The following is a 26,672-nucleotide window of genomic DNA, read 5'->3' on the forward strand; positions in this document are numbered from 1 at the left end:
GGAGCGCGGGCAGTCCGCGCTGGACACGGGCCTGATGTTCATTCCGATGACGGCACTGGTCGCGGTGGTGAACCTGGCCTCGGCGAAGCTGGCCGCGATGTTCGGCCCGCGGGTGCCGATGGTCGCCGGACAGCTACTCGGGACGGCCGGGCTGGTGGCGTTGACCACGGTCGGCGCGCACACCGACGTGTGGGCGGTGGCGCTGCTGATGGTGCCGGTCGGCCTGGGCGGGGCGCTTGCGGTGCCGGCGCTGACCGCGATGCTGCTCGACGCGGTGCCCGCGGACCGGGCCGGCACCGCGGGCGCCGTGCTCAACACCGGCCGCCAGGTCGGCGGAGCGATCGCGGTGGCGGTCTTCGGGGCGCTGCTGGCGGGCGCGGACACATTCCTGGCCGGCATGCGCTGGAGCATGCTCCTCGCAGCGGCCGGGCTCGTACTGACGGCGGGGGCGACCCTGACGCTGCCGCGGGGCAGGCAGGCGTGAGGCCTGCCGCGAGCGGGCTTGCTATGAGGACCGCCTGACCGGGAGTCCATCTCCACGAGTTGGGGCGAACTCGAGGAGGATTTCCACGAAGGCTTGGAGCTTGGCGGATTCACTGCTTTTCAGCCACATCGGCGCGTAGTAGACGGGCGGTGCGTCGTCGAATGAGACATAGGTGACGTCCGGCCGGGCGTGGTAATCAGCCCCCCTCGCACCGACCGGAGTACCCCCCTTGCCCGCCCCGACCAACGACAGAATCTCCTCCCAGCCGAAGGCAGCCGGCCCTTGAGGGACGGATCGGCCGCCTGGTGTACGGCGTGGATAGTGGGCATCGAGGAAGTTCTGGGACGCACCGACGGGCGTGATCAGTGGCAGGAGGGCGAGATCCTCCAGCGAGACCGTTTCCTGAGCCGCGAGCCGGTGGGAGGCGGGCATCACGAGGGCACGGCGTTCGGAGAAGAGGACGGGCCCGGCGACGATGTCGGGCCCGTCGACGGGAAGCTCTTTGACCAGGATGTCGAGTTCGTCGCCTCGCAACGCTGTGAAGGCGGCAGCGAACGTCACTCGATGGATCTCGACGGTGCACTGGGGATGGCGGGATTGGACCTCCTCCGCCGCCCGCACGATGAGATCGCCGCACCATAGGGCGGAGAAACCGACGCGCAGCACACCGCTGAGGCCCCGACAGGCCGCCGAGGCATTGGCTATGGCACGCTGGACCTGCTGATATGCGGGGAGCAGTTCGGCGTGGAGCCGTCGCCCGACCGGGGTGAGGGCCACGTGGCGGTTGCTGCGTTCGAACAATGCGCCACCAAAGTGGCGTTCCAGCTTCTTGATCGTCTGGCTGACCCGGCCCGGCGAGACGTGGAGACGTTCAGCGGTGCGCGTGAAGTGGAGCTCTTCGGCTAGGGCCAGGAACGTCTCGATCTCATGTCGCTCCACGGACCCCACACCTTCCGCGGCCTTGCCACCGCCGCTCCAGGCCGCAACCCTACCGCCGACCCCTTCCCGTGGTCCGACCTCGCTCCAGGGTGCGGTTCGCCTCTTCACTCGCTCCGAGGCCGGCTCGTCCCTCACCGGCCCGTGCTGGTCCCCAGCCCCCTATCGGGGACCCACCCCCAGCCTCTCACTCGCTCGTCGGCTCGCCGCTCCGGCCGGTCAGACCTTTGCCGCGATGTCCGTACGGTAGTGCGCGCCGCGCAGCCGGATTCGCTCTGCGGCGGTGTACGCCGCCGCGCGGGCGGCGGCGATGTCGGGACCGCTGCCGACGACGTTCAGCACCCGCCCGCCGGCCGAGACCGGCAGCCCCTCGTGCAGCTTGGTGCCGGCGTGCAGGACGTACGCGCCCTCGACCGCTTCGGCCTCGTCGACACCCGCGATGGGGTCGCCGGTGACGGGCTTGCCGGGGTAGTTCTCCGCCGCGATCACCACGGTGACCGCCGCGCCCGGCCGCCACTCCAGCGCCGGCGCGGAGCCCAGCCCCCCGACGGCGCAGGCCTGCAGCAGCCCGGCGAGCGGAGTGGCCAGCCGGTCGAGCACGACCTGGGTCTCCGGGTCGCCGAACCGGGCGTTGAACTCGATTACCCGGACGCCCTTCGACGTCAGCGCGAGCCCGGCGTACAGCACACCGATGTACGGCGTCTCGCGGCGCCGCAGCTCGTCCACCGTCGGCTGGACGACCGTGCGCACGACCTCGTCGACCAGGTCCGCGGGGGCCCAGGGCAGCGGGGTGTAGGCGCCCATGCCGCCGGTGTTCGGCCCCTTGTCGCCGTCGTGGGCGCGCTTGAAATCCTGGGCGGGCAGCAGCGGCACGACGGTGGTGCCGTCGGTCAGCGCGAACAGCGAGACCTCGGGTCCATCGAGGTACTCCTCGATGACGACGCGCTCGCACTCGTCGGCGTGCCGCTCGGCCGCCGCGCGGTCCTCGGTGACGACGACGCCCTTGCCGGCGGCCAGGCCGTCGTCCTTCACCACGTACGGCGGGCCGAACGCGTCCAGCGCCTCGCGGACCTCGCCGGCGCTCTCGCAGACGTGGGCGTCGGCGGTCGGGACGCCGGCCGCCTGCATGATCTCCTTGGCGAACGCCTTGGAACCCTCGATCCGCGCGGCCGCCGCGTCCGGGCCGAAGCACAGGAACCCGGCCCGGCGCAGGGCGTCGCCGACGCCCGCGACGAGCGGAGCCTCCGGCCCGATCACGACGAGCTGCGCCATGAGGCGTTGCGCGAGCTCGACCACGGCGACCGGATCGGTCGGATCCAGGACATGGTTGTCCGCGAGCGCGGCGGTGCCGGCGTTGCCGGGCGCGCAGTGCAGCGCGGTGACGTCAGGGTCGCGGGAAAGGGAGCGGACCAGCGCGTGTTCGCGCCCGCCCGAGCCGAGAACGAGGACTCGCACGTCGCAAAGCCTATCCAGATCTCGGGTTTCCGGGCCGGTGCGGGAAGCGCGGACGGCCGTCCCGCGTTGATCTGATCAGACGGTGATCGCGGTGACTGTTGAAAGATTCTGGGAATCCTGTGAACCGCCCACGGCTGTCAGGCGTCCTTAATTCCCGGTGTACCTTCAGAGCTCCGAGCTCTGAGCGCCGACGAACCTAAGGAGGTGGTTGGAATGAGCCCTGGCGATCCTTGCAGTAACGCCGAGCCTCCTCACAGTCCGAGCATCTCTACTCGGCGTCCGGCCGCCTCCGGCGCGCGCTCCCCGCTCTGATCCCGGGTTGACGCGCGCTGCCGCGCGTGGGGCCGGGGCCGGGGAAGGAGTTCCCCCATGGCCATGACCAGGGTTCGTCCCGGGCGCGCCACCCGCGTCCTGTTCAAGCCGCTCGCCCGTCCGGGCCGCATCGCGGCCGGTGAGTCGATCAACCAGCGGTCGGCGCTCATCGACTGGGCCGCGTACGTCGACGGGAAGCGCGTCGACACCGACAGCCTCGCCGACGCCGTCGAGCTCGTCCGCGCCCCCGAGAACGACGGCGCCGAGCCGCGGGGCGGCTTCGTCTGGGTGGGGCTGCACGAGCCCGACGCGGACGAGCTGGAGCGGCTGGCGGAGGTGTTCGGCCTGCACCCCCTCGCGGTCGAGGACGCCGTCCACGCCCACCAGCGGCCCAAGCTGGAGCGCTACGACGACGTGCAGTTCGTCGTCATGAAGACCATCGGGTACGTCGAGCGCGGCGGCACGGAAACCGTGCACACCGGCGAGATCATGATCTTCTGCGGGCCCGACTTCATCGTCACCGTGCGGCACGGTGCGCACGGCGAGCTCGCGCCGGTCCGGCGCCGCCTCGAGAAGACACCGGAGCGTCTCGCGCTCGGTCCCGCCGCGGTCCTGCACGCGATCATCGACCGGGTCGTGGACGACTACATCTCCGTCGGTGACGCCGTCCAGCAGGACATCGACGAGGTCGAGGAGAACGTCTTCTCCGCCGACGCCACCAACCAGGCCGAGCGCATCTACCGGTTGAAGCGCGAGGTCATCCAGCTCAAGCGGGCCGTCGGTCCCCTCGCCGGCCCGGTGCGCAACCTGGCCGCCCGCCGATTCGTGCCGACCGAGATCCGGGAGTACTTCCGCGACGTCGACGACCATCTCGCCCGCGTGCGCGAGCAGGTCGAGTCGTGTGACGAGCTGCTCACGCCGATCCTCCAGGCGCACCTCACCCAGGTGACCGTCACCGACAACCACGACATGCGCAAGATCTCCGCCTGGGCGGCGATCCTCGCGATGCCGACAGCGATCACCGGCGTGTACGGCATGAACTTCAAGTTCATGCCGGAGCTGCACTGGAAGTACGGCTACCTGCTCGCCCTCGGCGTCATCGTCGGCTCCTGCTTCGTCCTCTACCGGGGCTTTCGCCGCAATGGCTGGCTCTGAGGCTCAGCGAGCACACCCTCGCCGACCTCGTTTCCGTCAGCCGGGCCTCTACCGGGTCCTGGAATGCCAGAAGACCACCGTGTCCGCATCCACCCGTGCAGGGCAGTGACGTGCTGCCCTACGTCTACCGGGTCACCAAGTACGACCCCGCCGACCGCGACGAGAGCGGCGGATATACCGGCGCGGAGGAAGCGGTCAGCGACCATGGACCGGTCGAAACGGCCTACCTGGAAGCGGTGGCCGCCTTCGCCGAAGACACCGGCGTCCATGAGCTGACCATACGAGAGCCGTAGGTCACCGCCTTCGCCCACTTCGGCCGGGAGCCGGCCGTCGAAGGCCACGGCCTGGCCGGGCTCTTCCCGCCCGACCTCACCGGTTTCCATGACGGCACGCACGTGCCGGTGTCCGTCGGCCTCGAGCTGGTCCGGGCGATGCTCCGCGACAATGGTGTCTGGTGCCGCCTCGAGGTAGAGAACGTGTTCGCCGTGCATGTCGGGTGGGACCAGTACGTCTACGTCGGCAGCAGCGAGCCTTGTGAAGGGGCGTTGGACCGGACCCGGGCATTGGGGCTGTTCCCCGAACGGATCGACGCCTCCCCCTACGATGCGGATTTCGATGACGAGCCCGGCGAACAGCGACCCGCCGACGACACCTTCTGGGCTCGGCTGCGCTGGTGTATCGCCACGCACCAAGCCGTCATCTTGGAAGAGGGCTACCTCCACAACGCGTCCCGCTGGCACCGCCTCACCGGCGACACCGTCGACGCGGTACGCGCCCGGCTCACCCCTCGTGCTCGACTCACCGTCTGGCCAGACCTGTCCACCGACGTCGACGAGATTCTGGCCGTTCTCTCCGACAAGGACCTGATCGAACTTGTCTGGGAGAACGAAGACGGACAGATCACCAGCACGATCGCCGACGAGAGCCAGTTCACCGAACTGGCCGCGCAGATCACCAGCGCACGTGCCGCTACCGTGCTTTCTCTGTTCACCGACGAACGCCACCCTCTGTTCACCGCCGTCCTACCCGACAGCGACGGCATCCTGCGGGCCCGGTGGAGAACCGAACCGACCCCGAGCGACGACGAATGGGCCTTCTTGAAGACCCTTCGCCAAGGCCAGATCTGTAACGGCACCGTCAGCGAGATCGCCGGCTTCGGGGTGACGTTCGTCGACATCGGCGGCTGCACCGCAATGATCAACATTTCCGAACTGTCCTGGCGGCCCTTTGATCACCCTTCCGAGATCCTCACCATTGGCCAGGAGATCACTGCACAGATCCTCGACGTCGACATGGTGCGCGAACGCGTGACACTGTCGCTCAAGGCGCTGCAAGAGGATCCGACGAGGCCGTCAGGGCTGAGTAGCTGACCGCCCCAGCACGGTACGGAGCCGGTCGGGGTAGTCGGTCACGATCGCGTCCACGCCGAACGCGATGTGCCGCGCCATCTCGACCGGGTCGTTGACCGTCCACGGAACGACGCGCAGGTCCCGGGCGTGCGCTGCCGCGACCAGTTCCGGGGTGACCATGACCCGCTTCGGGGAGATCATGGTCGCCCCGGCATCGGCCGCGGCGGCGATCAGGCCGCCCGCCGGATCCCGCCCGGCCAGCCACGACGCGTCGAGCGTGTCCGGCTCGACCAGCGCCACCCGCTGCCCGCCGGGCAGCAGCTCCCCCGCCACCGCCAGTACCCGCCAGTCGAAGGCCAGCAGCCGCGACCGCTCCGTCAGCCCGTACGACTCCAGCACCTTCACCGCCGCGACCGTGATGGTCTCGACGTCCGGCCAGGACGGATCGGTCTTGATCTCCACCGCCAGCCGTACGTCGTGCGGGGCGACCAGCTCGCAGAGCTCCGCCAGCGTCGGCATCTCGGCACCGGGGATCGCCGTCTGCGTCGACGCGAACCGCTTGTTCTGGATGCCCGCGTCGAGCGTCTTGATCTGCGCGAGCGTCAGCTCCCCGATCGGCCGGCCGACGTACGGGAACATCGGGTCGCGCGGCCGGTACGGTCCCCGGTCCCGTACGACCCCGGCGTTCAGCGACTGGTCGTGATGGAGCACCGGGACGCCATCCGCGGTGAGTGCGACGTCCAGCTCCAGCACGTCGACACCCAGCTCGAGCGTTCTCGCGAACCCCGGAAGGGTGTTCTCCGGCCACAGTCCCCGCGCTCCGCGGTGTCCCTGGATCTCCACCCGCCCCAGCGTACGAGGCCGTGTCGGTACCTTCGCGCCTCGGGTGGAGAAGGCTCGGTGAACACGCGAACCGGGAGGCGATCTGCGGCATTCGCTCCGATTTGTGATTGCGTTCACCGAGCATTCCGTACGGCCCCGGCCCCGCCCGGCTCCGCGGTCGTGGGCGAGGGTCATGGGGCGGCGAGAGCTTCGGTGGGGGAGAGCCGGGCCGCGCGAATCGCCGGGTACAGGCCGGCGATCCCGCCGATGACCAGCGTGGCACCGACGCCGCCGGCCATCGCCCACGGCGGCACCACCGTCGGCCAGCCCTGCGTCACCGCGAAGACCGCGGTGGCGAGGATGCCGAGCGTCACGCCGCCCACGCCGCCGAGCGCGGCCAGCAGCTGCGACTCGGTGAGGAACTGTGCCCTGATCTGACCGCGCGTCGCGCCCAGGGAACGCCGCAGGCCGATCTCGGCACGGCGCTCCAGGACCGAGATCACCATTGTGTTCGCCACCCCGACCCCGCCGACCAGGAGAGCCACCGCGCCCAGCCCCAGCAGGAGCCCGGTGAACGCCTTGTCGCTGGCGTTCTGGGCGGCGAGCGCGTCCGACGGGCGGCTGACCTCCACCTCCGTCGGTGAGCTCGGGTTGGCAGTGGCGGCGAGCAGGTCCCGCACGTGCTCGACCGACTCCTTCTTCGCTCGCGTGTAGACGGTGGTGGGGTGGCCGTCGAAGCCGAGCCGGGAGACCGCCGCGTCCCAGCCGACCAGCGCGGCGGAGTTCAGCTCCGGCGTGAGCTGCGCCGGCTCCAGGATGCCGACGACGGTGAACCACTGCGAGCCGAGCCAGACCTGGACGCCCGGCTGTGCGACGCCGAGCGCGTCCGCCGCGTCCGAGCCCAGCACGACGGCCGGGTACCGGCTCGTGGCCGCGTTGAGCCAGGTCCCGGCGGCCATCCGCAGACCGGCCGTACGAGGCAGGTCGAGGCGGGCCGCCAGGACGCCGATGCCGCCGGTCTCCCCCGCGTCGATGTGATCGTTGCGGTAGACGTTCGTGTCGGAGATCTTGCCCGTCGCCGAAGCGGAGATCACGTCGGTCATCCGGCCGATCATCGCGACCGACTCCTTGGGGAGCTCCGCGTCGGAGCCGAACAGGTCCTTGCCGGGCGCCACGGTCAGCATGTTGGTGCCCAGCCGGTCCAGCGTGGCCTGGAGCTGGGCCCGGCTGGAGGCCGAGATGCCGACCACACCGATCATCGCGGCGATGCCGATCGCGATACCGAGGGCGGACAGGAACACTCGCAGCGGGCGGGCGCGCAGCCCGGCCGCACCGACCCGCACCACGTCCCGGGGACCCAGTCTGGCCGGCTGATCGCCACCCGCCGACTGGCCGCCGTCCGCCCCCGCGGGTCGGCCGCCGTTCGCTGCCGCCGGGCCGTCGCCGTACGTCTCGGGCGGCTGCGGGTCGTCTCGTCTGCGCCTCATCGTGCGGCCTCCGCTCGTGCGTCGTCCTGGACGACCCGGCCGTCGAGCATCCGGATCTGGCGGGGCAGCGTCGCGGCGATGTCGCGGTCATGTGTGATCACGATGACCGTGGTGCCGCCGTCGGCCAGCTCCCGGAGCAGGTCGATCACCCCGGCGCCGGAGGCGGTGTCCAGCGCCCCGGTCGGCTCGTCGGCCAGCAGCAACGCGGGTTCGCCGATCACCGCACGGGCGATCGCCACGCGCTGCTTCTCACCGCCGGACAGCTGGTGCGGCCGGTGGCCGAGCCGGTGGGCCAGGCCGACCCGCTCGAGGGCCAGGCGCGCACGGCGGCGACGTTCCGCCGGCGGGACGCCGGCGTACAGCAGGCCGTCGGCGACGTTGTCCAGCGCGCTGACCCCGGCGGCGAGGTGGAACTGCTGGAAGACGAACCCGATCCGCCGGGCGCGCAGCGCCGAGAGCCGCCGGTCCGGCAGGGACGACACGTCGCGGCCCTCGATGCGCACCGTGCCGTCGCTGGGCCGGTCCAGCGTGCCGATGAGGTGCAGCAACGTCGATTTGCCGGAGCCGGATGGCCCGACGATCGCGGCGAGTTCTCCGGTCTCGACCGTCAGCGTCACCCCGTCCAGCGCCGTGACGTCGCCCGGGTACTCCTTGCGGACCTCCCGGAGTTCCACGACCGGCCCGCTCACTTCGGCACCCCTACGCTCATGCCCTCGGCCAGGCCGGAACCGGAGATCTCCACCTTGCCCTCGGTGAACGCGCCGGTCTCCACAGGGACGGTACGGACGTGCCCGCCTTCGACGACCTGCACGCCGTAGCCGCCATCGGCCTGGGCGAGCAGCGCCTCGATCGGCACGGCGAGGACGTTCGCGTGCTGTTCGCTGGTCAGGTAGACCTGCACCGGTGCCTTGTCGAAGGAGCCCAGCGCCCCCTGGTCTTCGACGGTGACGGTCACCGCGACGGTGGTGGGGTTGTCGCCGTGCCCTGCCGTGGCGACCTTGCCGACCTTGGTGATCCGGCCCTTGGTGGTGCCTCCGCCGGGCAGTTCGATCGACACCTTGGCGCCCTTCTTGGCGAGCCGCTGGTACTGCACGTCGAGGGCGATGTCCACCTCGCGGGTGGTGCCGGTGTAGGTGAGCACCGGGCCGCTCGGCCGGTCACCGACCTGCGCCTTCCGTTCGGCGACCCGGATCTCCCCGGGTGCGACCAGCACGGATCCGGGTGCGATCCGACCCGTCTGCTCGAGGTCGAGGTCCTTCTGCCAGCGTTTCACCGCGGCGGCGGTGGCGGCGGTGTAGGTCTTGTCGACGGTGAAGCCGGTGTAGCCCAGGGCCTGGAGGTTCTGCTCGAACTGCAGGACGTCCCGGCCCTTGGTGCCGTCGGAGAGGGTTCGGTAGATCGGCAGCGATCCGTACAGCAGCGGCACCGGGTGGTCGTCCACCCGGTAGGCGGGCCGGCCGCGAGACACCACCGTGCCGGGTGCGGCCAGCCACGTCAGTACGCCGCGACCGCCCGCGCCGGCCGCCGTGCCCGTCGTGCCGTAGCCGAGTGTGCCGTCCACCTTCTGGGTCTCCACCAGGGTGGTCCGTTCGATCCGCGCGGTCGCGGGCGGCAGGGTGCTGCGCCCGGTGGGCGTGCCGCCCCCGCCGCCCAGGCCGGCCGCCGCCAGGCCCGCGACGCCGACCAGGATCACGCCGACGCCGCTCAGGACGGCGGCGCGGGCCCTGCTCAATTCGTGCTCCGCGTGAGGGACCGGCTACCGCCGGGCCGATAGTTCGCGCAGGCCTTGTCGGCGTCCTTGAACGCCTGGCCGTCCGGGTTCACGTCACCGCCGCCGACGTTGTTGCTCTTCCCGCTCCCGCTCTTGACCACGATGCCGCCGTCGGCGTTCGGGTCGGGCATGTTCACACCGTGCTGGCGCATGCACTTCGCGTAGGCGCGCATCTTCGCCAGATCCTCCGGCTTGGGTTTCATCGGTTTGCCGCCGTTCGGCATCAGGTGGCCGCATTTGGCCTGGGCGGCCTTCATCGCCTTGTCGTCCGCTCCGAGCTTGGCGCTGCCGCCGTTCGCGGGGCCCTGGGCCTTGATCCGGATACCACCGTTTCCGTCGGTCTCCGGGTCGGCCATGTTCACGCCGTTGGCCCGCATGCACTTGGCGTAGGCGCGCATCTTCTGCACGTCACTGGCCGCACTCGCATTGGCACCGGCCTTCTTGTGGCCGGCCCCGCAGGCCGACAGTCCGAGGGTGAGCGCGGGCGCCAGGATGAGCGCCGCAACCGCCGTTCGTCGCATCGATCGTCTCCTCGTCGACTCCGCCGGGCGGACCCCGGCGAACTGCGAGGAGTCAAATCACCGGCCGATAACCCGGGCGTAACCGGTTCGGGTTACGCCGGCGTTATGCCCGATGCCGCACGCTGTGCCGGAACGGTCGCCGAACGAGGCATGGACGGGGAACGGTGCGCGTACTCATCGCCGAGGACGAGCGGATGCTCGCCGACTCGATCGCCGAAGGGCTGCGGGCGGAGGCCTTGGCCGTCGACGTGGCCTATGACGGTGACGCCGCGCTCGAACTCCTCGGCGTCAACGACTACGACGTGCTCGTCCTCGACCGCGACCTGCCGGTCGTGCACGGCGACGACGTCTGCCGCGCGGTCGTGGAGTCCGAGGCGGCCGTCCGGGTGCTGATGCTCACCGCCGCCGCCACCGTGCGAGCGCGGGTCGAGGGACTCGGGATCGGCGCCGACGACTACCTGATCAAGCCGTTCGCGTTCGAGGAACTGGTGGCCCGGATCCACGCGCTGGGCAGGCGGGCGCGGCCGGCCGATCCGCCGACTCTGGAGCGCGCCGGGATCCGGCTCGACCCCGCCCGCCGGGAGGTCTACCGGGACGGCCGCTTCGTGCACCTGGCGCGCAAGGAGTTCGGTCTGCTGGCCGAGCTGCTGCGCGCGGACGGCACGGTCGTCTCGGCGGAGCGGCTCCTGGAGAAGGTGTGGGACGAGCACACCGACCCGTTCACCAACACCGTGCGGGTGACGCTGATGAAGCTCCGCCGCAAACTCGGCGATCCACCCGTCATCGAGACCGTCCCGGGAGTGGGGTACCGAATCACATGAACACGATCGCCCGGAGACCGGAGCCCACCATCCGCGTCCGGCTCACCCTGCTGTACGGCGGCCTGTTCCTGGTCGGCGGCCTCGTGCTGCTGACGCTGACCTACTTCCTCGTCAAGAACAGCATGGAGCACCGGTCGGCCGACCTCGCCGCCGTCCGGGTCGCCGGGTCCGGCCCTGCCGACACCCAGGTGATTTCGCCGAAGCAGTCCGGCGCCCTGCTCGCCCAGAGCGAGCCGTCTCCCGGCGTGCTGTACACGGCCCGGCAGACCCAGGGCCTGGTCGTGCAGGCGAAGCAGGTGTCGGCGCGGCAGACCCTGAACTCGCTGCTGACCCAGGGCGGCATCGCGCTCGCCGTCGTGGGCACGGCCGCACTCGGGCTCGGCTGGATCTTCGCCGGCCGGGCGCTGCGCCCCATCCACAAGATCACCGAGACCGCCCGGCGGGTGGCGCACAGCCGTAATCTCACCGAGCGGATCGCCTACGCCGGGCCGCGCGACGACGTGAAGGAACTGGCCGACACGTTCGACACCATGCTGGAGCGGCTCGCCCGGGCCTTCGAGGGGCAGCGGCGGTTCGTCGACAACGCCTCCCACGAGCTGCGCACGCCTCTGGCCATCAACCGGACCCTCATCGACGTGGCCGTACGCCGCCCCGACGCGAGCGCGGACGTGAAGCGGCTAGGCGAGTCGCTGCTCGTCGTCGGCGACCGGCACGAGCGCCTCATCGAAGGGCTGCTCACCCTCGCCGGCAGCGAGAACACCGTCGTCGACACCGCACCGCTCGACCTCGCCGACGTGGCCGGGCACGTCCTGGACCAGGCCAAGACCGAGCTGGAAGGACGGGGTCTGACCGTGCACCGCGCCCTCGGCCGTGCGCCGACCGAGGGCGACCCGGTCCTGGTGGAGCGCCTCGTCCAGAACCTGGTCGAGAACGCGATCCGGTACAACGTCGACGGCGGCGAAGTGCGGCTGGCCACCCGCCGACACGAGGGCGGCGCCGAACTGGTCGTCGCGAACACCGGCCCGGTGATCCCCGCGTACGAGGTGGAGACGCTGTTCGAGCCGTTCCGGCGCCTCCGGAGCGACCGGGTGCGCTCCGACCGGGGTACCGGATTGGGCCTGTCGATCGTCCGTGCCATCGCGACCGCCCACCGCGGCGCCGTGACCGCCGACCCCCGGGCGGGCGGCGGCCTCGCGGTGACGGTCCGGCTCCCGTCGCTCAGGTGAAGCGGCATCGCCCGCCCACGACCGTGATGCGGGTCAGGCGCAGCCCCGCCACGACGGTGAGACGGGTCAGGCGCAGCCCGGCCACGACGGAAAGGCGGGTCAGGCGCAGCCGACCACGAGGGTGAGACGGCTCAGGCATCGCCCGGCCGCGACCGTGAGACGGGTCATTCGCCGTGCCACCAGCGGCTCAGCGGGTTGCGCCGGCGTACCGGTGCGGCGGAGGGGCGCGGAGCGGGCGCCTGCGGGCCCCGGGCCGGGGCGAGCGAAGAGGAACCCGATTCCGGTGCGGGCGCGGGGCTCCCCTGCCGCGGTCCATGCGCGGGAGCACCCTGCCAGGCGGCCTGGACCGGGTCGGCGGAGGAACCGGCCGACGGCGCCTGGGTGGGCGGGAACCGTACGGGCAGGGCCTTGAGCGCCCGCTGTGCGAAGCCGGGCCGCCATTCCAACTGGCCGGCGGGGACGGCCAGCTCCATGTCCGGCAGTGCGTCGAGCAGCTTCTCCATGGCGACGGAGGCGATCAGGCGTGCCTGGCCCTGGACGGGGCAGGTGTGCGGGCCCGCGCCCCAGGCCAGGTGGGCGCGGTTGCCCGCCCGGTTCGCGGACGCGGTCGACGGATCGGTGTTGGCGGCCGCGAACCCGATGACGACGGGCTGGTCGGCCGGCAGCCGCACTCCATGGAAGTCGAGGTCCTGGACCGGGTAACTGACCGCCCAGTTGGCGATCGGCGGGTCGGTCCACAGCACCTCGTCCAGAGCGTCCGCGACGGGGAGGCTGCCACCCGACAGGTCGCCGGCGAACCGGTCGTCGGACAGCAGCAGCCGCAGGCCGTTGGCGATGAGGTTCTGCTCCGGCTCGGTGGCGAGGCCGACGAGTAGCGCGATCTGCTCGACCAGTTCCTCGTCGGTCAGCCGGGCCGGGTGCTCGACCAGCCACGTGGCCAGGTCCTCAGCGGGCCGCGCGCGCTTGAGCGCGACCAGCTCGGCGACGGCCTCCACCAGCATCTGGTTGTTCTTGGCCGTCTCGACGTTCTCGACGAGTCCCTGCATGCCGACGGCGATGCGGTCGCCGATCTCCGTCGGGCAGCCCAGCACCTCGTTGAACACCAGGAGCGGCAGGACCAGCGCGTACTCGGCGCGCATATCGGCCGAGCCCTTCGTCGCGAATCGCCGGATGAGAAGCTCGGCGTGGCGCTCGACGGATTCGCGCAGCGTGTTCAGGTCGATCCGGGACATGCTGTCGGAGATCGCCGCGCGCAACCGGGCGTGGGCGGCGCCATCGGACAGATTGCAGGCCGGCCGGTACATCATGAACGGCACGACCGGGGAGTCCGGCGGAGCCGTCTGCTGCCAGCGGCGGGCGTCTTTGGGGAAGGTGCCGGGGTCGCGCAGCACCTCCAGGGCGGCTTCGTACGAGATGACCAGGGACGCCGGAACGCCCGGGGCCAGCTCGACGGGCGCGACCGGCCCGTACCGGCGCAAGGCCTCGTACATCCGGGCGGGACGGGCCGCGAACTCGGGGCCGTACAGCGGTGCCCGGCCGCCGTGTGCGGGGCACTCCGGACCCGATGTGGAGGAGCCCGCGGTCTCGGGAGTGAGGTTGTCAGACATCAAGAATCCTTCTCGCCTACTGCAGTCCGCTCATTTGCCGTGCCACCAGCGGGCCAGGGCACCGCGCCGACGTTCCGGGACCGCCACGGGACGCGGAGCCGGGGCGGCGGCCGGCCCCGATGTGGCGTTCGACCGCTGGGCGGGATCGCCCTCCCAGACGGCCGCGGCAGACGGCGGGGGTGGCGGCGCTTGGGCGGGCGGGAACCGTACGGGCAGGGCCTTGAGCGCCCGCTGTGCGAAGCCGGGCCGCCATTCCAACTGGCCGGCGGGGACGGCCAGCTCCATGTCCGGCAGTGCGTCGAGCAGCTTCTCCATGGCGACGGAGGCGATCAGGCGTGCCTGGCCCTGGACGGGGCAGGTGTGCGGGCCCGCGCCCCAGGCCAGGTGGGCGCGGTTGCCCGCCCGGTTCGCGGACGCGGTCGACGGATCGGTGTTGGCGGCCGCGAACCCGATGACGACGGGCTGGTCGGCCGGCAGCCGTACGCCCCGGAACTCGACGTCATCCACGGGGTAGCTGATCGCCCAGTTGGCGATCGGCGGGTCGGTCCACAGCACCTCGTCCAGAGCGTCCGCGACGGGGAGGCTGCCACCCGACAGGTCGCCGGCGAACCGACCATCGGACAGCAGCAGCCGCAGGCCGTTGGCGATGAGGTTCTGCTCCGGCTCGGTGGCGAGCCCGATCAGTGGGATGAACTGCTCGGTCACCTCTTCGTCGGTCAGCCGGGCCGGGTGGTCGAGTATCCAGGTGGTCAGGTCGTCGGCGGGCCGCTCGCGCTTGAGCGCGACCAGCTCACCGATGGCCTCCAGCAGGATCCGGTTGCTCTTCGCCGTGTCGACGTTCTCGACGAACCCCTGCATCGCGACGACGATGCGGTCGCCGATCTCCGGAGGGCAGCCCAGCACCTCGTTGAACACCAGCAGGGGCAGGACCAGCGCGTACTCGGCGCGCAGGTCGGCCGCGCCGCGCCCGGCGAATCGCCGGATGAGCGTCTCGGAGTGGCGTTCGACGGACGCGCGCAGCGTGTTCAGGTCGATGCGGGACAGGCTGTCGGAGACCGCCGCGCGCAACCGGGCGTGCTCGGCACCGTCGGTCTTGTTGCAGGCCGGCCGGTACTTCATGAACGGCACGACCGGCGAGTCCGGCGGGACGGTCCGCTCCCATCGGCGGGCGTCCTTGGGGAACCTCTCGGGGTCACGCAGCACCGCGAGGGCGGCGTCGTAGGAGATGACCAGGGACGCCGGGATGCCCGGGGCCAGCTCGACGGGGGCGACCGGGCCGTGGCGACGCAGGGCGTCGTACACCCGAGCCGGATTCGCGGCGAACTCCGGACCGTACAGCGGCGTCCGACCGGGGTGCGCGGGACAGCCCCGCGCCCCGGCGTCAGAGGTCATCGGGGGTGTTCTTCTCGACGTCGATGAGGTACTCGACGAGGGCGATCAGCGCGCGCGTGGAGGACGCCTGATCGCGCGCGTCGCAGGTGATGAGCGGTGTGGAGGGCAGCAGGTCGAGGGCTTCGCGGAGCTCTTCCTCCGGGAAGGCCGGCGCGCCGTCGAACTGGTTGATCGCGACGGCGTACCGGAGCTTCTGCTCCTCGAGGAACCCCATGATGTCGAAGGACTGCTCGAGCCGCCGGGTGTCGGCCAGCACGAGCGCGCCGAGGGCCCCGCGCGACAGGTCGTGCCACAGCTGCGTGAACCGGTGCTGTCCCGGCGTCCCGAACAGGTAGAGCACGAGGTCGTCGCTCAGCGTCAGACGGCCGAAGTCCATGGCGACGGTGGTCGTCTCCTTGTCCGGTACTCCGGCAAGGTCGTCGATCAGGGCACCGGCCTGCGTCATCCGCTCCTCGGTGCGCAGCGGCCGGATCTCCGAGAGCGTGCCGACGTACGTGGTCTTGCCGACGGCGAAATGACCGACGATCAGCAGCTTGACCGAGGTCCGTACGGTGTCGCGCACATAGGTGCCGTCAGAGACGAGCGCGGAGTCCATCGAGCACCTCCTGAAGCACTCGGGTCGGGGGCTGGCCGGTGTCCGGCACGGACGCCCGGGTTACGATGTGGCCGCTGTCGACCAGGTCGGACAGCAGGACCTTGGTGACGCTGACGGGCAGGGAGAGGTGGCCGGCGACCTCCGCCACCGAGAGGGCCCCGCCCCGGCACAGCTCCATGACCCGCCTCTTCTCGGGGTTGAGGCCGGCGACCTCGGAGCGCGCCGCCATCACCAGCGTGACCAGGTCGAAGATGTTGCGGGTCGGACGGGCACGCCCGCCGGTCACCACGTGCGGCCGGACCAGCGCGCGTTCACGGCGGGGCGCGCTCATAGGGACGCGCCCGGGGTCTGCCTCGGCGGGGCGGACAGCTCCTTGCCCAGGCGTTGGACGAGCTCCTGGAGGCGGAACGAGATCGCCTCCATGTCGACGTTCTCCGTCGTGGAGACCGCGAGGTACGCGCCGGGGCCCGCGGCGACGAGGAAGACGTATCCGCCGTCGAACTCGCTGACGGTCTGGCGCCAGGTGGTGCGCGGGTCGCCGCAGAACTCCGCCGAGCTGCGGGCCAGCGACTGCAGCCCGGACATCCCGGCGGCGTGGCGTTCGGCGTCGTCGCGGCCGATGCGGTCGGAGTAGGCCATCAGGAGGCCGTCGGCGGACAGCAGGATCGCGTGCCGCGTCTCCGGCATCTTCAGGGCATCGTCGAGCATCCAGCCGAGCTTGTTGTTCGGATCCTTGGTCATTCGGCGACATTCCCTTCAGAGTCGGGAGAAACGATGGAACGACCGGCGCGGGTCCCCCGCTGCCACGCGCCCATCCCGGCGGCGGTCTCGCGCGCCGGCCGGGTGGAGGGGGCCGGCGCCCCGACGGAGGGGAGCGGCTGCTCGCCGGTGCCGTTCCCGGCGGTGACGCGTCGGCGTTTCGGTAGACCGTGGGCTGTCGTCGTCTGCTCCTCCCGTGCGGGTGGCGACACCGGACTCCTCGGGGTCGGCGGGGCGGCGGGCGCCTCGATCGGCGCGGGCCGCGGTTCGGCGTGTACGGGCGCGGGGCCGGTGTCGATCTGGGTGAGCAGTTCGCTCGGGAGGAACAGCACGGCGCGCACCCCGCCGTACGGGGAGCGGCTGTCGACCGCTACCCGGAAGCCGTACCTCGCGGCGAGCACGCCGATCACGGCGAATCCGACCTGGGGCGGGTCGCCGAGCCGGTTGATGTCCACGGACTCGCGCCCCGACAGGAGCCGCTCCGCCCGCTGCAGTTCCTCCGGGTCCATGGCGACGCCGGCGTCGTCGATCACGATGGCGACGCCGTTGTGCGCCTGCCGGAGGTTGACCTCCACCGTGGTGTTCGGCTGGGAGTGCCGGGCGGCGTTGTCCAGGAGCTCGGCGACGGCCAGGACGACCGGCTCGACGGCGCGGCTGACGACCGCGATGTTGACCTGCGGCGGGACCTGGACGCGGAGGTAGTCGCGGATGCGGGAGGTCGCCCCGCGGAGGACGTCGACCAGCGAGGCGGCGGACCGCTGCTGGCCCGGCCAGGATCCGCAGAGCACCGCGGTGGCCTGGGCGCGCCGCCCGAGCTGGGCGTTCATGTGGTCGATCTTCATAAGGCCCTCGAGCACATCCGGGTCGTCGTGCCGGTCCTGCATCGTGGAGATGGCCAGCTGCTGCTCGTTGCCGAGGCTCTGCACCGCGCGCATCATCGCCTTCAGCGTCGCCTTCGCCGACTGGTCGGCGCGCTCCTTGGCGCGTTCGGCGTGTTCGGCGAAGATCCTCAGGATCGCCCGGATGCCTTGTTCGGCGGACGTCCCGGCGAAGCTGGGATTGCGCGGGCCGGGCACTTCGACCGGCTTGCCGTACAGGGACTCCACCAGGGCCGGGACGCGAACCGTGACGAGGTGGCGCAGCTCCTCATCGCGGACGCGCGCCGTCTCCTCGAGCTCGTTGGCCCGTCGGCGAAACCGGGTGGTGATCTGCTGCTGCCGGATCAGCAGGACCACGGCGACCAGGAGTCCGGCCGCCAGGCACACGAACGCGACCGCCGTCATGTATCGCTCCATTTGCACCTCGGGGCGAGAATGCCGCATTACGGGACAGAACTCATGCAGATCGCAAAGCTACAGCCCGTGATCTTCTTGTGCCAGCGCGATACGAAAAAAGGCCATGCCCGTGAACACTCGGTCACAGACGACTCGGCGGCCCCGGGACACCGGAGCCGCCGAGTCGGTGGATCAGACCAGGGAGCGCAGCTGGAGCGTCTGGTCGCGGCCCGGGCCGACGCCGATCGCGCTGATCTGGGCGCCCGACATCTCCTCCAGCGCCCGGACGTAGTCCTGCGCCTTCTTCGGGAGATCCTCGAACGTCTTGCACTCGGAGATGTCCTCCTGCCAGCCGTCGAGCTCCTCATAGATCGGCTTGGCGTGGTGGAACCCGGTCTGCGTCATGGGCAGCTCGTCGCAGCGCTCGCCGTCGACCTCGTACGCCACGCAGACCGGAACCTTCTCCAGACCGGACAGCACGTCGAGCTTGGTCAGGAAGTAGTCGGTGACACCGTTCACCCGCGTGGCGTACCGGGCGATCACCGCGTCGAACCAGCCGCAGCGGCGGTTGCGGCCCGTCGTGACGCCGTACTCGTGGCCGGTGGTGCGCAGCCAGTCACCCGTCTCGTCGAGCAGCTCGGTCGGGAACGGCCCCGAGCCCACGCGCGTCGTGTAGGCCTTCAAGATGCCGATCACCTTGGTGATCCGGGTCGGGCCGACGCCGGAGCCCGCACACGCCCCGCCCGAGGTCGGGCTGGAGGACGTGACGAAGGGGTACGTGCCGTGGTCGACGTCCAGCAGAGTGCCCTGGGCACCCTCGAGCAGGACCAGCTTGTCCTGCTCGAGCGCCTTGTTGACCACGAGGGCGGTGTCGGCGATGTGCGGGCGCAGCCGCTCGCCGTACGCGATGTACTCGTCGATGATCGGGTCGATCTCGATCGCGCGCCGGTTGTAGACCTTGGCGAGGATCTGGTTCTTGTCGCGCAGCGCGAGGTCGAGCTTCTGCCGCAGGATGCCGGGGTCGAGCAGGTCCTGCACGCGGATGCCCATGCGCGCGATCTTGTCGCCGTACGCCGGGCCGATGCCGCGGCCGGTGGTGCCGATCCGCGCCTTGCCGAGGTACCGCTCGCTCACCTTGTCCAGGGCCTTGTGGTGGGGCATGATCAGGTGCGCGTTGGCCGAGATCAGCAGCCGGTCGCAGCTCACCCCCCGCGCCTGAAGGCCGTCGATCTCCTCCAGTAGGACGCCGGGGTCGATGACCACGCCGTTGCCGATCACGGGTACGACGTCCGGGGAGAGCACCCCTGACGGAAGCAGATGCAGCGCGTAGGACTGGTCGCCGATGACGACCGTGTGCCCCGCGTTGTTGCCGCCCTGGTACCGGACGACATAGTCGACGTCGCCGCCGAGAATATCGGTGGCCTTGCCTTTGCCTTCGTCACCCCACTGGGCGCCGACGAGCACGATGGCCGGCATAGGAGTTCTCTCCCCTGGCATCGACGAAGCCCCTGGCGCAAGCAGCAGCGACAGGGGCTCTTGCGATCAGAGAGTACCCGCAGGATGACCGCGAGGAAAACGGCAGGAGCCGGTCAAGTGGCCAGAACCTCGGCGGCCGTTGGGCTGGAGTCCCGCAGGAAAGTCCGGCAGCGCTCGGCCTCGTCGTCCTCGCCGATAGCGGCGGCCGCGCGGGCGAGGGCGTGCAGGGCGCGCAGGAATCCGCGATTCGGCGCGTGCTCCCACGGTATCGGCCCGTGGCCCTTCCATCCAGCGCGGCGGAGCTGGTCGAGGCCACGGTGGTAGCCCGTACGCGCGTACGCGTAGCTCTCGATCACATCGCCCTTCCCGAACGCGCGGTCGGCGAGCTCGGCCCAGGCGGCCGGGTTCGCCGGGAAGCGCGCGGCGACCTCGAACGGGTCGACGCCGGCCTCCAGGGACTGTCGGGCCTCTTCGTTGTCCGGCAGCTCGGTCGGGGCCGGCCCGCCGAGAAGGTTCTGTGGCTCCATGGGGTCATCCTGCCCAATTCGGCGGCGATCTCCTATTGCGGAGGGCGGGAAAGTTCGTTGTTTTCACGGCGCGTAGCGTGGCACGCATGACCGAAATCACGTTCACCATCGGTGGGGACCTGACCGTTAATCGCCTTGGGTTCGGCGCCATGCGGATCACCGGGCCCGGCATATGGGGGCCGCCGGCCGACCGTGACGAGGCCCTCCGCGTGCTGCGCCGCGCCGTCGAGCTCGGGGTGGACTTCATCGACACCGCCGACTCGTACGGGCCGTACGTGTCGGAGGAGCTGATCCACGAGGCGCTGCACCCGTACGACGGCGTGACGATCGCCACGAAGGCCGGGCTGGTCCGAACGGGACCGAACGAATGGCATCCGGTCGGCCGGCCGAAGTACCTCCGCCAGCAGGTGATGATGAGCCTGCGCCGGCTCGGCCTGGAGCGGATCGACCTGTTCCAGCTGCACCGCATCGACCCGGAGGTGCCGCTCGGCGACCAGCTCGGGGAGCTGCGCGACCTGCGGGACGAGGGGAGGATTCGGCACATCGGGCTGTCCGAGGTCAGCGTCGAGGAGATCGAGAAGGCCCGGCAGATCGTTCCGATCGCCACCGTCCAGAACCTCTACAACCTGACGAACCGGCAGTCCGAGGACGTCCTCGACCACTGCGAACGGGAGAACATCGGCTTCATCCCGTGGTTCCCGCTCGCCGTGGGAGACCTCGCCAAGCCCGGCAGCCGGCTCGACGAGATCGCCAAGGAGCTGGACGCGACGCCGTCGCAGGTCGCGCTGGCGTGGCTGCTCCGGCGCTCGCCGGTCATCCTGCCGATCCCCGGCACCGGCTCGGTGGCGCACCTGGAGGAGAACATGGGCGGCGCGAACCTCACCCTGACCGACGAGCAGTTCGCCGCGCTCTCCTAAAGCCCCGCCCTCCTAAAGCCGCGCTTTCCTAAACAGGCAGTCGGTAGATCACCGTGCCCTCGTCGCCGCGGGCGGCGAGGGCACGCGGCCACAGGTTGTGGATCGCGGCGCGCGCGGCGTGGTTGCCCGCGAGCACGTCGGCGCGCAGTTCGGTGATCCCGTGCCGCCGGGCCGATCCGGTCAGGTCCCCGATAAGCCGCGTGGCGACGCCCTGCCGCTGCCAGGGATCCGCGACCACGACGGCGAGGTCGGCGCGCCATGGCAGGCCGGTGTCGCGCGTGTACTCGGCGATCCCGACGACCTCGGAACCGGCCACGGCGACCAGCGCGTCGCGGTCGACGTGGTCGATGCCGTCGAGCGTGCGGGCGTAGAACACCGGGATGCGCGGGGTGCCGGCGAAGAACCGGTGGTAGAGGCTCCGCCGGGACAGCCGCATCGCCAGGACGCCCTCCCGGTCACCGTCGTCGTAGGGCCGTACCTCGACCGTCGGCACGCCGGGTGCCGCCCGCGCCATCAGTTTCGTCACGAAACCCATTGGAGCATCCGCGAGTTGCGTGAAGCAACCCTCAGGAACGAAAAACGGGCCGGAGGGGAAGATCCCTCCGGCCCTCGGTCGTACGGTCAGGCGGAGAGGCGCCCCAGGCCGAGGCGGTGGTCACCGCCGACCAGCTGCTTCCACGGCAGGGCGGTGTGGCCGCCACCCGCCGGAAGGGCGAATCGCAGGGACTGAGGGGTGATCGTCGGCACCGACATGACGTTCCAGTGAATGACGAGGTGGCCCACCTTGCCGTGCTTGCCGGACGTGAGGACGACCGACTGCTTGGCGGAGTAGCCGAGGCTCTTGTCCCCGTAGGCGTGGACCGGAACGCTGCGCGCGCCGCCCTCCTTGCCCTTGACCAGGTAGGTGAAGCCCTTCAGGCCGTTGCGTAGGACGCAGGCCTTCTTGCCGGTGTTCCGGAAGTTGAGGTGGGCGTACCGCTGGCCCGCGCCCGGGTCGACGTGGCCGAGGGTGACCTTGACGTTCGCGGCCTTGCAGGCGGGTATGACGCTGGTGGTGGCGGCCATGGCGGGCACGGCGGCCGCGATCGAGCCGGCCGCGACGGCGCCGGTGACGACGGCGATCTGCATCCGGCGACGGGTGTTGTCTCGCATCCTGAACTCCCCGAGGGTCAGCGGGCGCAAGTGCGCCCAGGGATTTTTGCGTTCAGACATTGAGACGCTCGCGCGAGCAAGATCGTTCGAGGTTTCCCAAAAATGATCAAGAAAAAAATGATCAGGGTGTGCCCGAGGCGGCGGCCTGCTGGACGACCCGGTCGGTCGGCAGGGCGCCGGGGCCGGGCCGGGGGTCGATGTCGGTCGGGCCCAGCGACGCCCCGCACTCCGAACAGGTCAGGGCCGGCGTCAGCTGCCCGGTGCAGCCGCGGTGGACGAGGACCATGGGTGCGCCGTTCTCGGCGTAGTGCTGATCGCCCCACAGCAGCAGAGACATGATCACCGGCCACAGGCCCACGCCTTTGCGGGTCGGGCGGTACTCGTAGCGCTCCGGCCGCTCCTGGTAGAGATGCCGACGGAGGATGCCCTCGTCGCACAGGCGGTTCAGCCGGTCGGTGAGCACGTTGCGTGCCACGCCCAGGCTCGCCTGGAAGTCGTCGAACCTGCGGACGCCCTCGAAGACGTCCCGGATCACCAGCAGGGTCCAGCGGTCGCCGACGATCTCGAGGGCGCGGGCGATCGAGCAGTTCTGGGCGTCGTACGTGCGGTTGAGCACGCGTCCAGCGTAAGTCGCCGAGTTGCGTCAAGCAACGCGGGGACGGCCGCATCCTCCGGCCGTCCCCGTGCCCCGCATCGATGCCTTACTTGATCTTGGTGCCCTGCGAGAGCAGGTGCTCGCAGGCCTCGACGATGCGCGCGGCCATGCCCGCCTCGGCGGCCTTGCCGTACGCGCGCGGGTCGTAGGCCTTCTTGTTGCCGACCTCGCCGTCGATCTTCAGAACGCCGTCGTAGTTCTTGAACATGTGGTCGGCGACCGGCCGCGTGAAGGCGTACTGGGTGTCGGTGTCGATGTTCATCTTCACGACGCCGTACGACACCGCCTCGCGGATCTCCTCCAGCGTGGAGCCGGAGCCGCCGTGGAAGACCAGCTCGAAGGGCTTGTCCTTGCCGTAGCGCTCGCCGACGACGTCCTGGATCTCCTTGAGGACCTCCGGCCGCAGCTTTACGTGGCCCGGCTTGTAGACGCCGTGCACGTTGCCGAACGTCGCGGCGAGGAGGTAGCGGCCCTTCTCGCCGAGCCCGACGGCCTCGACCGTGGCCAGGGCGTCACCGGGCGTCGTGTAGAGCTTCTCGTTGATCTCGCCGACGACGCCGTCCTCTTCGCCGCCGACGACGCCGATCTCCATCTCCATGACGACGCGGGCCTTGGCGCACTCCTCGATGAGCTCCGCGGCGATCTGGAGGTTCTCCTCGAGCGGCACGGCCGAGCCGTCCCACATGTGCGACTGGAACAGCGGCTCCTCGCCGCGCGCCACCCGCTCCTGAGAGATCTTGACCAGCGGCTTCATGAAGCCGTCGAGCTTGTCCTTCGGGCAGTGGTCGGTGTGCAGCGCGATCTGCACCGGGTACTTCTCGGCGACCACGCGCGCGTACTCCGCGAGCGCCGTCGCGCCTGTCACCATGTCCTTCACCGTGGCGCCGGAGAGGAACTCCGCGCCGCCGGTGGAGACCTGAACGATCCCGTCGCTCTCGGCCTCGGCGAACCCGCGCAGTGCGGCGTTCAGCGTCTGGCTCGAGGTGACGTTGATCGCGGGGTAGGCGAAGCCCTGACGCTTTGCCCGATCGAGCATCTCCGCGTATACCTCTGGGGTCGCGATCGGCATGGCTCTTCCTTCCTTGGGCGTGGCTCCCGGCGGTCTCAACACCAGTATCCCGAAATACATCTGTGGCCCGGACCATGGCACGCCTACCGGTACGCTCGGCGCGTGGCCCTCGCCGTGAACATCATGGATCCCAAGTCCCTCATCGCGACGTTCGGACTGATCGGGATCCTCGCCGTCATCTTCGCTGAGACCGGCCTGCTCGTCGGGTTCTTCCTGCCCGGCGACACCCTGCTGGTCACCGCGGGCGTCTTCACCACGACGACCGCCGCCCACGCCGCCAACATCACGCCGCTGCCGCTCCCGGCACTCCTGATCGGCGCGCCGGTGTGCGCCGTCGCGGGGGCCCAGGTGGGGCACTTCCTCGGCGCCAAGTACGGGCGAAAACTCTTCGACCGGCCCGACTCGCGACTGTTCCGGCAGGACCACGTGGAGAAGGCCGAGCACTACTTCAACAAGTTCGGCCCGGCCAAGGCCGTGGTGCTGGCCCGCTTCGCCCCGGTCGTGCGCACCTTCCTCAACCCGCTCGCCGGGATGCTCGAGATGTCCGCGGGCCGGTTCTTCATCTTCAACAGCATCGGCGGCGTGCTCTGGACGGAGTCGATCATCCTGCTCGGCCGTTTTCTCGGCGATCGGGTCAAGGGGATCGACAAGTACGTCCTCCCCGTCGTCGCCATCGCCGTGCTGATCTCGGTGATTCCGGTGATCCGGGAGATCCTGAAAGGCCCCAAGAAGTCGGGAGACACGGATGATCGTAAGAAGCAGGCGATGCCATCTGGCCGTCACCGTCGCTGACGGTCCCGGTTATCGCTAACCTCCCCCTGTGGGACGTCACCGATCAGACCCTATGGGTCTCGCACGCATCGCCATCGCGGTACTCGCCGTCACGTTGGCATTGGGTCTCGTGATCGTCGGTGGCGTGTCGCTCTATGGGGCACTCACCAAGGACGCGTCCAAGACCGCGTCCTCCTCGCCCGACCCGTCGACCAGCGGACAGGCCACGTCGACTGCCCCAAGCAAGCACGCCAGCTCGGAGCCCAGGGTGCAGTCCGGCAACGAGATCGACGTTCAGTGCCTCGCGGCCCAGTGTCCGATCTTCGTCGCGGGCCCCGGAGCCACCGACGTCATCTGGCAGGGCTCGCTCGTCAAGGGCGAGACCCATCAATACACCGGAACACGGGTCATCCTGCAGGTCGACGACGCGAGCACGGTCAGCGTGACCGTCAACGGCCAGAAGCAGCCCAGGGGACACCGTGGGCAGGCGCGCACCTACAAGGCCCCGGCCAAGCAGTGACGCAGGCCGGGGCTCGGCCGAGTGGGCTCAGCCGATCCCGAGGTCGCTCAGGGTGAACGCCGAGCGGTAGTCCAGCCCCGCCTCGGCGATGCGGGGAGCCGCTCCGCGCTCGACGATGGTGGCCACGCCGACGACCTCGGCGCCCGCCTCACGGAGCGCCTCCACGGCGGTCAGCACGGAGCCGCCGGTCGTGGAGGTGTCCTCCACGGCGAGCACGCGCCGTCCGGTGACGTCGGGCCCTTCGACGCGACGCTGCAGACCGTGCGCCTTGCCCGCCTTGCGGACGACGAAGGCGTCGAGGTGCCGGCCGCGCGCGGCGGCGGCGTGCAGCATCGCAGTGGCGACCGGATCGGCGCCGAGCGTCAGCCCGCCCACGGCCTCGTAGTCGAGGTCGGCGGTGAGATCGAGCATGACCCGCCCGACGAGCGGCGCCGCACGCCCGTCGAGGCTCACGCGACGCAGGTCGATGTAGAAGTCGGCCTCCTGGCCGGACGACAGGACGACCCTGCCGTGCACCACCGCTTTGCTCTTGATCTCGGCCAGGAGATCGTCGCGATCCGTCATAAGGGAAACTCTATCCATGACACCCGGCACCCTCGTCCTGCTGCACAGCCCGCTGACCACTGCGGCCGCCTGGGGATCCCTCCCCGAGGCGCTCGGCGCGTACGAGGTCGTGGTGCCGGAGATCACCGACGACGACCGGCCGCCATACGCCGGCCGCTACGTCGCGCGGGCCGCGCTGGAGATCACCAAGGCGGGCGTGCGGCCGCCCGTCGTCCTGGTCGGCCACGGCGGGGCGGGTCCGCTGCTGCCGCCGATCGGAGCGGCTCAGCGCGCGGCGCACCGCCTCGTCGGCGGCTACGTCTTCGTGGACGCCGAGCTTCCACCGCCGGCGGGTTCGAGCCGGCTGGACCAGGCGACGGCGTTCGGCGCGGAGTTCGCCGAGTCGCTGAAGAACGGGGGCCGGTTCCCGGACGAGGAGCCGCCCGCGGGCGTGCCGTCCCGGCCGCGTGAGGAGGATTTCTTCACCGAGACGCTGCCGATGCCGCAGGACTGGCCTGACGCTCCCTGCGGGTACCTCCGCACGTCTCCGGCGTACGACGGGCTTGCCGCGCAGGCGCGGCTGCGCGGCTGGACCGTGACCGCCGTCGACGCCGGTCACTTCGCCGCCGTCGCCGACCCGCTCGCGACGGCGCGCGCCCTCACCGACCTGATCGCGGCCCTCTGACTGCGGTCCGCCTCACCGAGTTGATCGCGGCTCTCCGACCGTGCGACACGCCAGGGCTACGGTGCGGGGCCGCTGTCCCGGAGGGGTGATCACTGTGTCCTTTGGGGGAGGCGAGCGAGAGGTTCCTCGCGTCTGAAGCGGGTGGTACCGTCGCCCATCGGGCATCCGATCTCGGCCGTCTCACCAAGTCAGCCGTGTCGCGGCGCGCCCCGTCATACAGTGGCGAGCGACCGAGTCAACGGTGACACGCGGGAGGAGGGGTCTCGCCAGGGTGCGGAAAGCCGCATTTCCCTCATAATCTCGTGGAGCAGCCAATCACTGGATCGGCCCACGCCGACGACGGACTTCACTACGCTGTGGTTCCCGAGGTCGCTCGCCGGCTCGAAAGCTC

Annotated in this window: 30 protein-coding genes and 1 pseudogene; 10 read left to right on the forward strand and 21 right to left on the reverse strand. The window is 70.6% G+C overall.

The window, feature by feature from the left end; all coding sequences use genetic code 11:
• Positions 1-484 (forward strand): MFS transporter (locus tag AB0I04_RS47955; protein WP_360901050.1); only part of this gene is annotated, 484 nt, incomplete at its 5' end.
• A gap of 21 nt (positions 485-505) precedes the next feature.
• On the opposite strand, the gene AB0I04_RS47960 is transcribed toward AB0I04_RS47955, so the two are convergent.
• On the reverse strand, positions 506-1,423 hold the full coding sequence (locus AB0I04_RS47960) for a LysR family transcriptional regulator (RefSeq protein ID WP_360901053.1): 918 nt from the start codon (positions 1,421-1,423) through the stop codon (positions 506-508).
• Positions 1,424-1,639: 216 nt separating this feature from the next.
• The gene (gene purD / locus AB0I04_RS47965; protein WP_360901056.1) at positions 1,640-2,875 is read right to left on the reverse strand and encodes a phosphoribosylamine--glycine ligase; all 1,236 of its coding nucleotides are present in this window, start codon (positions 2,873-2,875) and stop codon (positions 1,640-1,642) included.
• Between the two features lie 369 nt (positions 2,876-3,244).
• On the opposite strand from purD, the gene corA reads away from it, so the two are divergent.
• The 3 genes and pseudogenes from corA to AB0I04_RS47980 all read left to right on the forward strand — a co-directional run.
• The gene (gene corA / locus AB0I04_RS47970) at positions 3,245-4,342 is read left to right on the forward strand and encodes a magnesium/cobalt transporter CorA (RefSeq protein WP_360901059.1); all 1,098 of its coding nucleotides are present in this window, start codon (positions 3,245-3,247) and stop codon (positions 4,340-4,342) included.
• 95 nt (positions 4,343-4,437) lie between these two features.
• The gene (locus tag AB0I04_RS47975; RefSeq protein WP_360901062.1) at positions 4,438-4,635 is read left to right on the forward strand and encodes a hypothetical protein; all 198 of its coding nucleotides are present in this window, start codon (positions 4,438-4,440) and stop codon (positions 4,633-4,635) included.
• 801 nt (positions 4,636-5,436) lie between these two features.
• A pseudogene (locus tag AB0I04_RS47980) lies at positions 5,437-5,685 on the forward strand (S1 RNA-binding domain-containing protein); the annotation flags it as partial.
• Positions 5,686-5,694: 9 nt separating this feature from the next.
• Here AB0I04_RS47980 and AB0I04_RS47985 read toward each other — a convergent pair.
• From AB0I04_RS47985 to AB0I04_RS48005, 5 genes are all read right to left on the reverse strand, one after another.
• Positions 5,695-6,534: a glycerophosphodiester phosphodiesterase family protein gene (locus AB0I04_RS47985; RefSeq protein ID WP_360901065.1), complete on the reverse strand. Its 840-nt coding sequence runs from the start codon at positions 6,532-6,534 to the stop codon at positions 5,695-5,697.
• Positions 6,535-6,704: 170 nt separating this feature from the next.
• On the reverse strand, positions 6,705-8,000 hold the full coding sequence (locus AB0I04_RS47990; protein ID WP_360901068.1) for an ABC transporter permease: 1,296 nt from the start codon (positions 7,998-8,000) through the stop codon (positions 6,705-6,707).
• Positions 7,997-8,689, reverse strand: coding sequence for an ABC transporter ATP-binding protein (locus AB0I04_RS47995; RefSeq protein ID WP_360901071.1), 693 nt, complete (start codon positions 8,687-8,689; stop codon positions 7,997-7,999). Before AB0I04_RS47995 ends, AB0I04_RS47990 begins: the two co-directional genes overlap by 4 nt.
• Entirely contained in the window at positions 8,686-9,732 is a 1,047-nt protein-coding gene (locus tag AB0I04_RS48000) for a peptidoglycan-binding protein (protein ID WP_360901074.1), read from the reverse strand. Before AB0I04_RS48000 ends, AB0I04_RS47995 begins: the two co-directional genes overlap by 4 nt.
• Positions 9,729-10,292 carry a hypothetical protein gene (locus tag AB0I04_RS48005; RefSeq protein ID WP_360901077.1) on the reverse strand — a complete coding sequence of 188 codons (564 nt, stop codon included), beginning with the start codon at positions 10,290-10,292 and terminating at the stop codon, positions 9,729-9,731. Before AB0I04_RS48005 ends, AB0I04_RS48000 begins: the two co-directional genes overlap by 4 nt.
• Positions 10,293-10,456: 164 nt before the next feature.
• Here AB0I04_RS48005 and AB0I04_RS48010 point away from each other — a divergent pair, with 164 nt between their 5' ends.
• On the forward strand, positions 10,457-11,113 hold the full coding sequence (locus AB0I04_RS48010) for a response regulator transcription factor (protein WP_360901080.1): 657 nt from the start codon (positions 10,457-10,459) through the stop codon (positions 11,111-11,113).
• On the forward strand, positions 11,110-12,339 hold the full coding sequence (locus AB0I04_RS48015; RefSeq protein ID WP_360901083.1) for a HAMP domain-containing sensor histidine kinase: 1,230 nt from the start codon (positions 11,110-11,112) through the stop codon (positions 12,337-12,339). Before AB0I04_RS48010 ends, AB0I04_RS48015 begins: the two co-directional genes overlap by 4 nt.
• Here AB0I04_RS48015 and AB0I04_RS48020 read toward each other — a convergent pair.
• From AB0I04_RS48020 to AB0I04_RS48060, 9 genes are all read right to left on the reverse strand, one after another.
• Positions 12,332-12,478: a hypothetical protein gene (locus tag AB0I04_RS48020; RefSeq protein ID WP_360901085.1), complete on the reverse strand. Its 147-nt coding sequence runs from the start codon at positions 12,476-12,478 to the stop codon at positions 12,332-12,334. The two genes, AB0I04_RS48015 and AB0I04_RS48020, sit on opposite strands and share 8 nt — an antisense overlap.
• A 25-nt stretch (positions 12,479-12,503) precedes the next feature.
• A complete protein-coding gene (locus tag AB0I04_RS48025; protein ID WP_360901088.1) occupies positions 12,504-13,946 on the reverse strand; it encodes a cytochrome P450 in 1,443 nt (480 codons plus the stop codon).
• Positions 13,947-13,976: 30 nt separating this feature from the next.
• A complete protein-coding gene (locus tag AB0I04_RS48030) occupies positions 13,977-15,338 on the reverse strand; it encodes a cytochrome P450 (protein ID WP_360901091.1) in 1,362 nt (453 codons plus the stop codon).
• Positions 15,328-15,933: an ATP/GTP-binding protein gene (locus AB0I04_RS48035; protein ID WP_360901094.1), complete on the reverse strand. Its 606-nt coding sequence runs from the start codon at positions 15,931-15,933 to the stop codon at positions 15,328-15,330. The genes AB0I04_RS48030 and AB0I04_RS48035 overlap by 11 nt, the downstream gene beginning before the upstream one ends.
• Positions 15,911-16,264 carry a DUF742 domain-containing protein gene (locus AB0I04_RS48040; protein ID WP_360901097.1) on the reverse strand — a complete coding sequence of 118 codons (354 nt, stop codon included), beginning with the start codon at positions 16,262-16,264 and terminating at the stop codon, positions 15,911-15,913. Before AB0I04_RS48040 ends, AB0I04_RS48035 begins: the two co-directional genes overlap by 23 nt.
• Positions 16,261-16,674 carry a roadblock/LC7 domain-containing protein gene (locus AB0I04_RS48045; protein WP_360901100.1) on the reverse strand — a complete coding sequence of 138 codons (414 nt, stop codon included), beginning with the start codon at positions 16,672-16,674 and terminating at the stop codon, positions 16,261-16,263. Before AB0I04_RS48045 ends, AB0I04_RS48040 begins: the two co-directional genes overlap by 4 nt.
• Entirely contained in the window at positions 16,671-17,975 is a 1,305-nt protein-coding gene (locus tag AB0I04_RS48050) for an ATP-binding protein (RefSeq protein WP_360901103.1), read from the reverse strand. The genes AB0I04_RS48045 and AB0I04_RS48050 overlap by 4 nt, the downstream gene beginning before the upstream one ends.
• Positions 17,976-18,158: 183 nt before the next feature.
• Positions 18,159-19,442, reverse strand: coding sequence for an adenylosuccinate synthase (locus AB0I04_RS48055; protein ID WP_360901106.1), 1,284 nt, complete (start codon positions 19,440-19,442; stop codon positions 18,159-18,161).
• Between the two features lie 113 nt (positions 19,443-19,555).
• On the reverse strand, positions 19,556-19,969 hold the full coding sequence (locus tag AB0I04_RS48060) for a DUF3151 domain-containing protein (protein WP_360901109.1): 414 nt from the start codon (positions 19,967-19,969) through the stop codon (positions 19,556-19,558).
• Between the two features lie 86 nt (positions 19,970-20,055).
• Here AB0I04_RS48060 and AB0I04_RS48065 point away from each other — a divergent pair, with 86 nt between their 5' ends.
• Positions 20,056-20,886, forward strand: coding sequence for an aldo/keto reductase (locus tag AB0I04_RS48065; RefSeq protein ID WP_360901112.1), 831 nt, complete (start codon positions 20,056-20,058; stop codon positions 20,884-20,886).
• Positions 20,887-20,914: 28 nt separating this feature from the next.
• Here AB0I04_RS48065 and AB0I04_RS48070 read toward each other — a convergent pair whose 3' ends face one another.
• The 4 genes from AB0I04_RS48070 to fbaA all read right to left on the reverse strand — a co-directional run bounded on the left by AB0I04_RS48070 (position 20,915) and on the right by fbaA (position 23,762).
• A complete protein-coding gene (locus tag AB0I04_RS48070; RefSeq protein ID WP_360901115.1) occupies positions 20,915-21,421 on the reverse strand; it encodes a GNAT family N-acetyltransferase in 507 nt (168 codons plus the stop codon).
• Positions 21,422-21,507: 86 nt separating this feature from the next.
• Complete coding sequence (locus AB0I04_RS48075) at positions 21,508-22,038, reverse strand: DUF4232 domain-containing protein (protein WP_360901118.1); 531 nt, start codon at positions 22,036-22,038, stop codon at positions 21,508-21,510.
• Positions 22,039-22,159: 121 nt separating this feature from the next.
• Entirely contained in the window at positions 22,160-22,654 is a 495-nt protein-coding gene (locus tag AB0I04_RS48080) for a helix-turn-helix domain-containing protein (RefSeq protein WP_360901121.1), read from the reverse strand.
• 85 nt (positions 22,655-22,739) lie between these two features.
• On the reverse strand, positions 22,740-23,762 hold the full coding sequence (gene fbaA / locus AB0I04_RS48085; protein WP_360901124.1) for a class II fructose-bisphosphate aldolase: 1,023 nt from the start codon (positions 23,760-23,762) through the stop codon (positions 22,740-22,742).
• A 102-nt stretch (positions 23,763-23,864) separates the two neighbouring features.
• Between fbaA and AB0I04_RS48090 the strand changes: the two genes are divergently transcribed.
• Together AB0I04_RS48090 and AB0I04_RS48095 are read left to right on the forward strand one after the other, a co-directional pair.
• Positions 23,865-24,554, forward strand: a complete 690-nt coding sequence (locus tag AB0I04_RS48090; RefSeq protein ID WP_360901127.1) for a DedA family protein — start codon at positions 23,865-23,867, stop codon at positions 24,552-24,554.
• A 52-nt stretch (positions 24,555-24,606) separates the two neighbouring features.
• Entirely contained in the window at positions 24,607-25,053 is a 447-nt protein-coding gene (locus tag AB0I04_RS48095) for a hypothetical protein (RefSeq protein WP_360901130.1), read from the forward strand.
• Between the two features lie 27 nt (positions 25,054-25,080).
• On the opposite strand, the gene pyrE is transcribed toward AB0I04_RS48095, so the two are convergent.
• Entirely contained in the window at positions 25,081-25,617 is a 537-nt protein-coding gene (pyrE, locus tag AB0I04_RS48100; protein ID WP_360901133.1) for an orotate phosphoribosyltransferase, read from the reverse strand.
• A gap of 16 nt (positions 25,618-25,633) precedes the next feature.
• Here pyrE and AB0I04_RS48105 point away from each other — a divergent pair, with 16 nt between their 5' ends.
• Positions 25,634-26,281: an alpha/beta fold hydrolase gene (locus tag AB0I04_RS48105; protein ID WP_360901136.1), complete on the forward strand. Its 648-nt coding sequence runs from the start codon at positions 25,634-25,636 to the stop codon at positions 26,279-26,281.
• Positions 26,282-26,672 lie beyond the last annotated feature (391 nt).

This window comes from Actinoallomurus sp. NPDC050550 (assembly GCF_040655075.1).
Classification (GTDB): Bacteria; Actinomycetota; Actinomycetes; order Streptosporangiales; family Streptosporangiaceae; genus Actinoallomurus.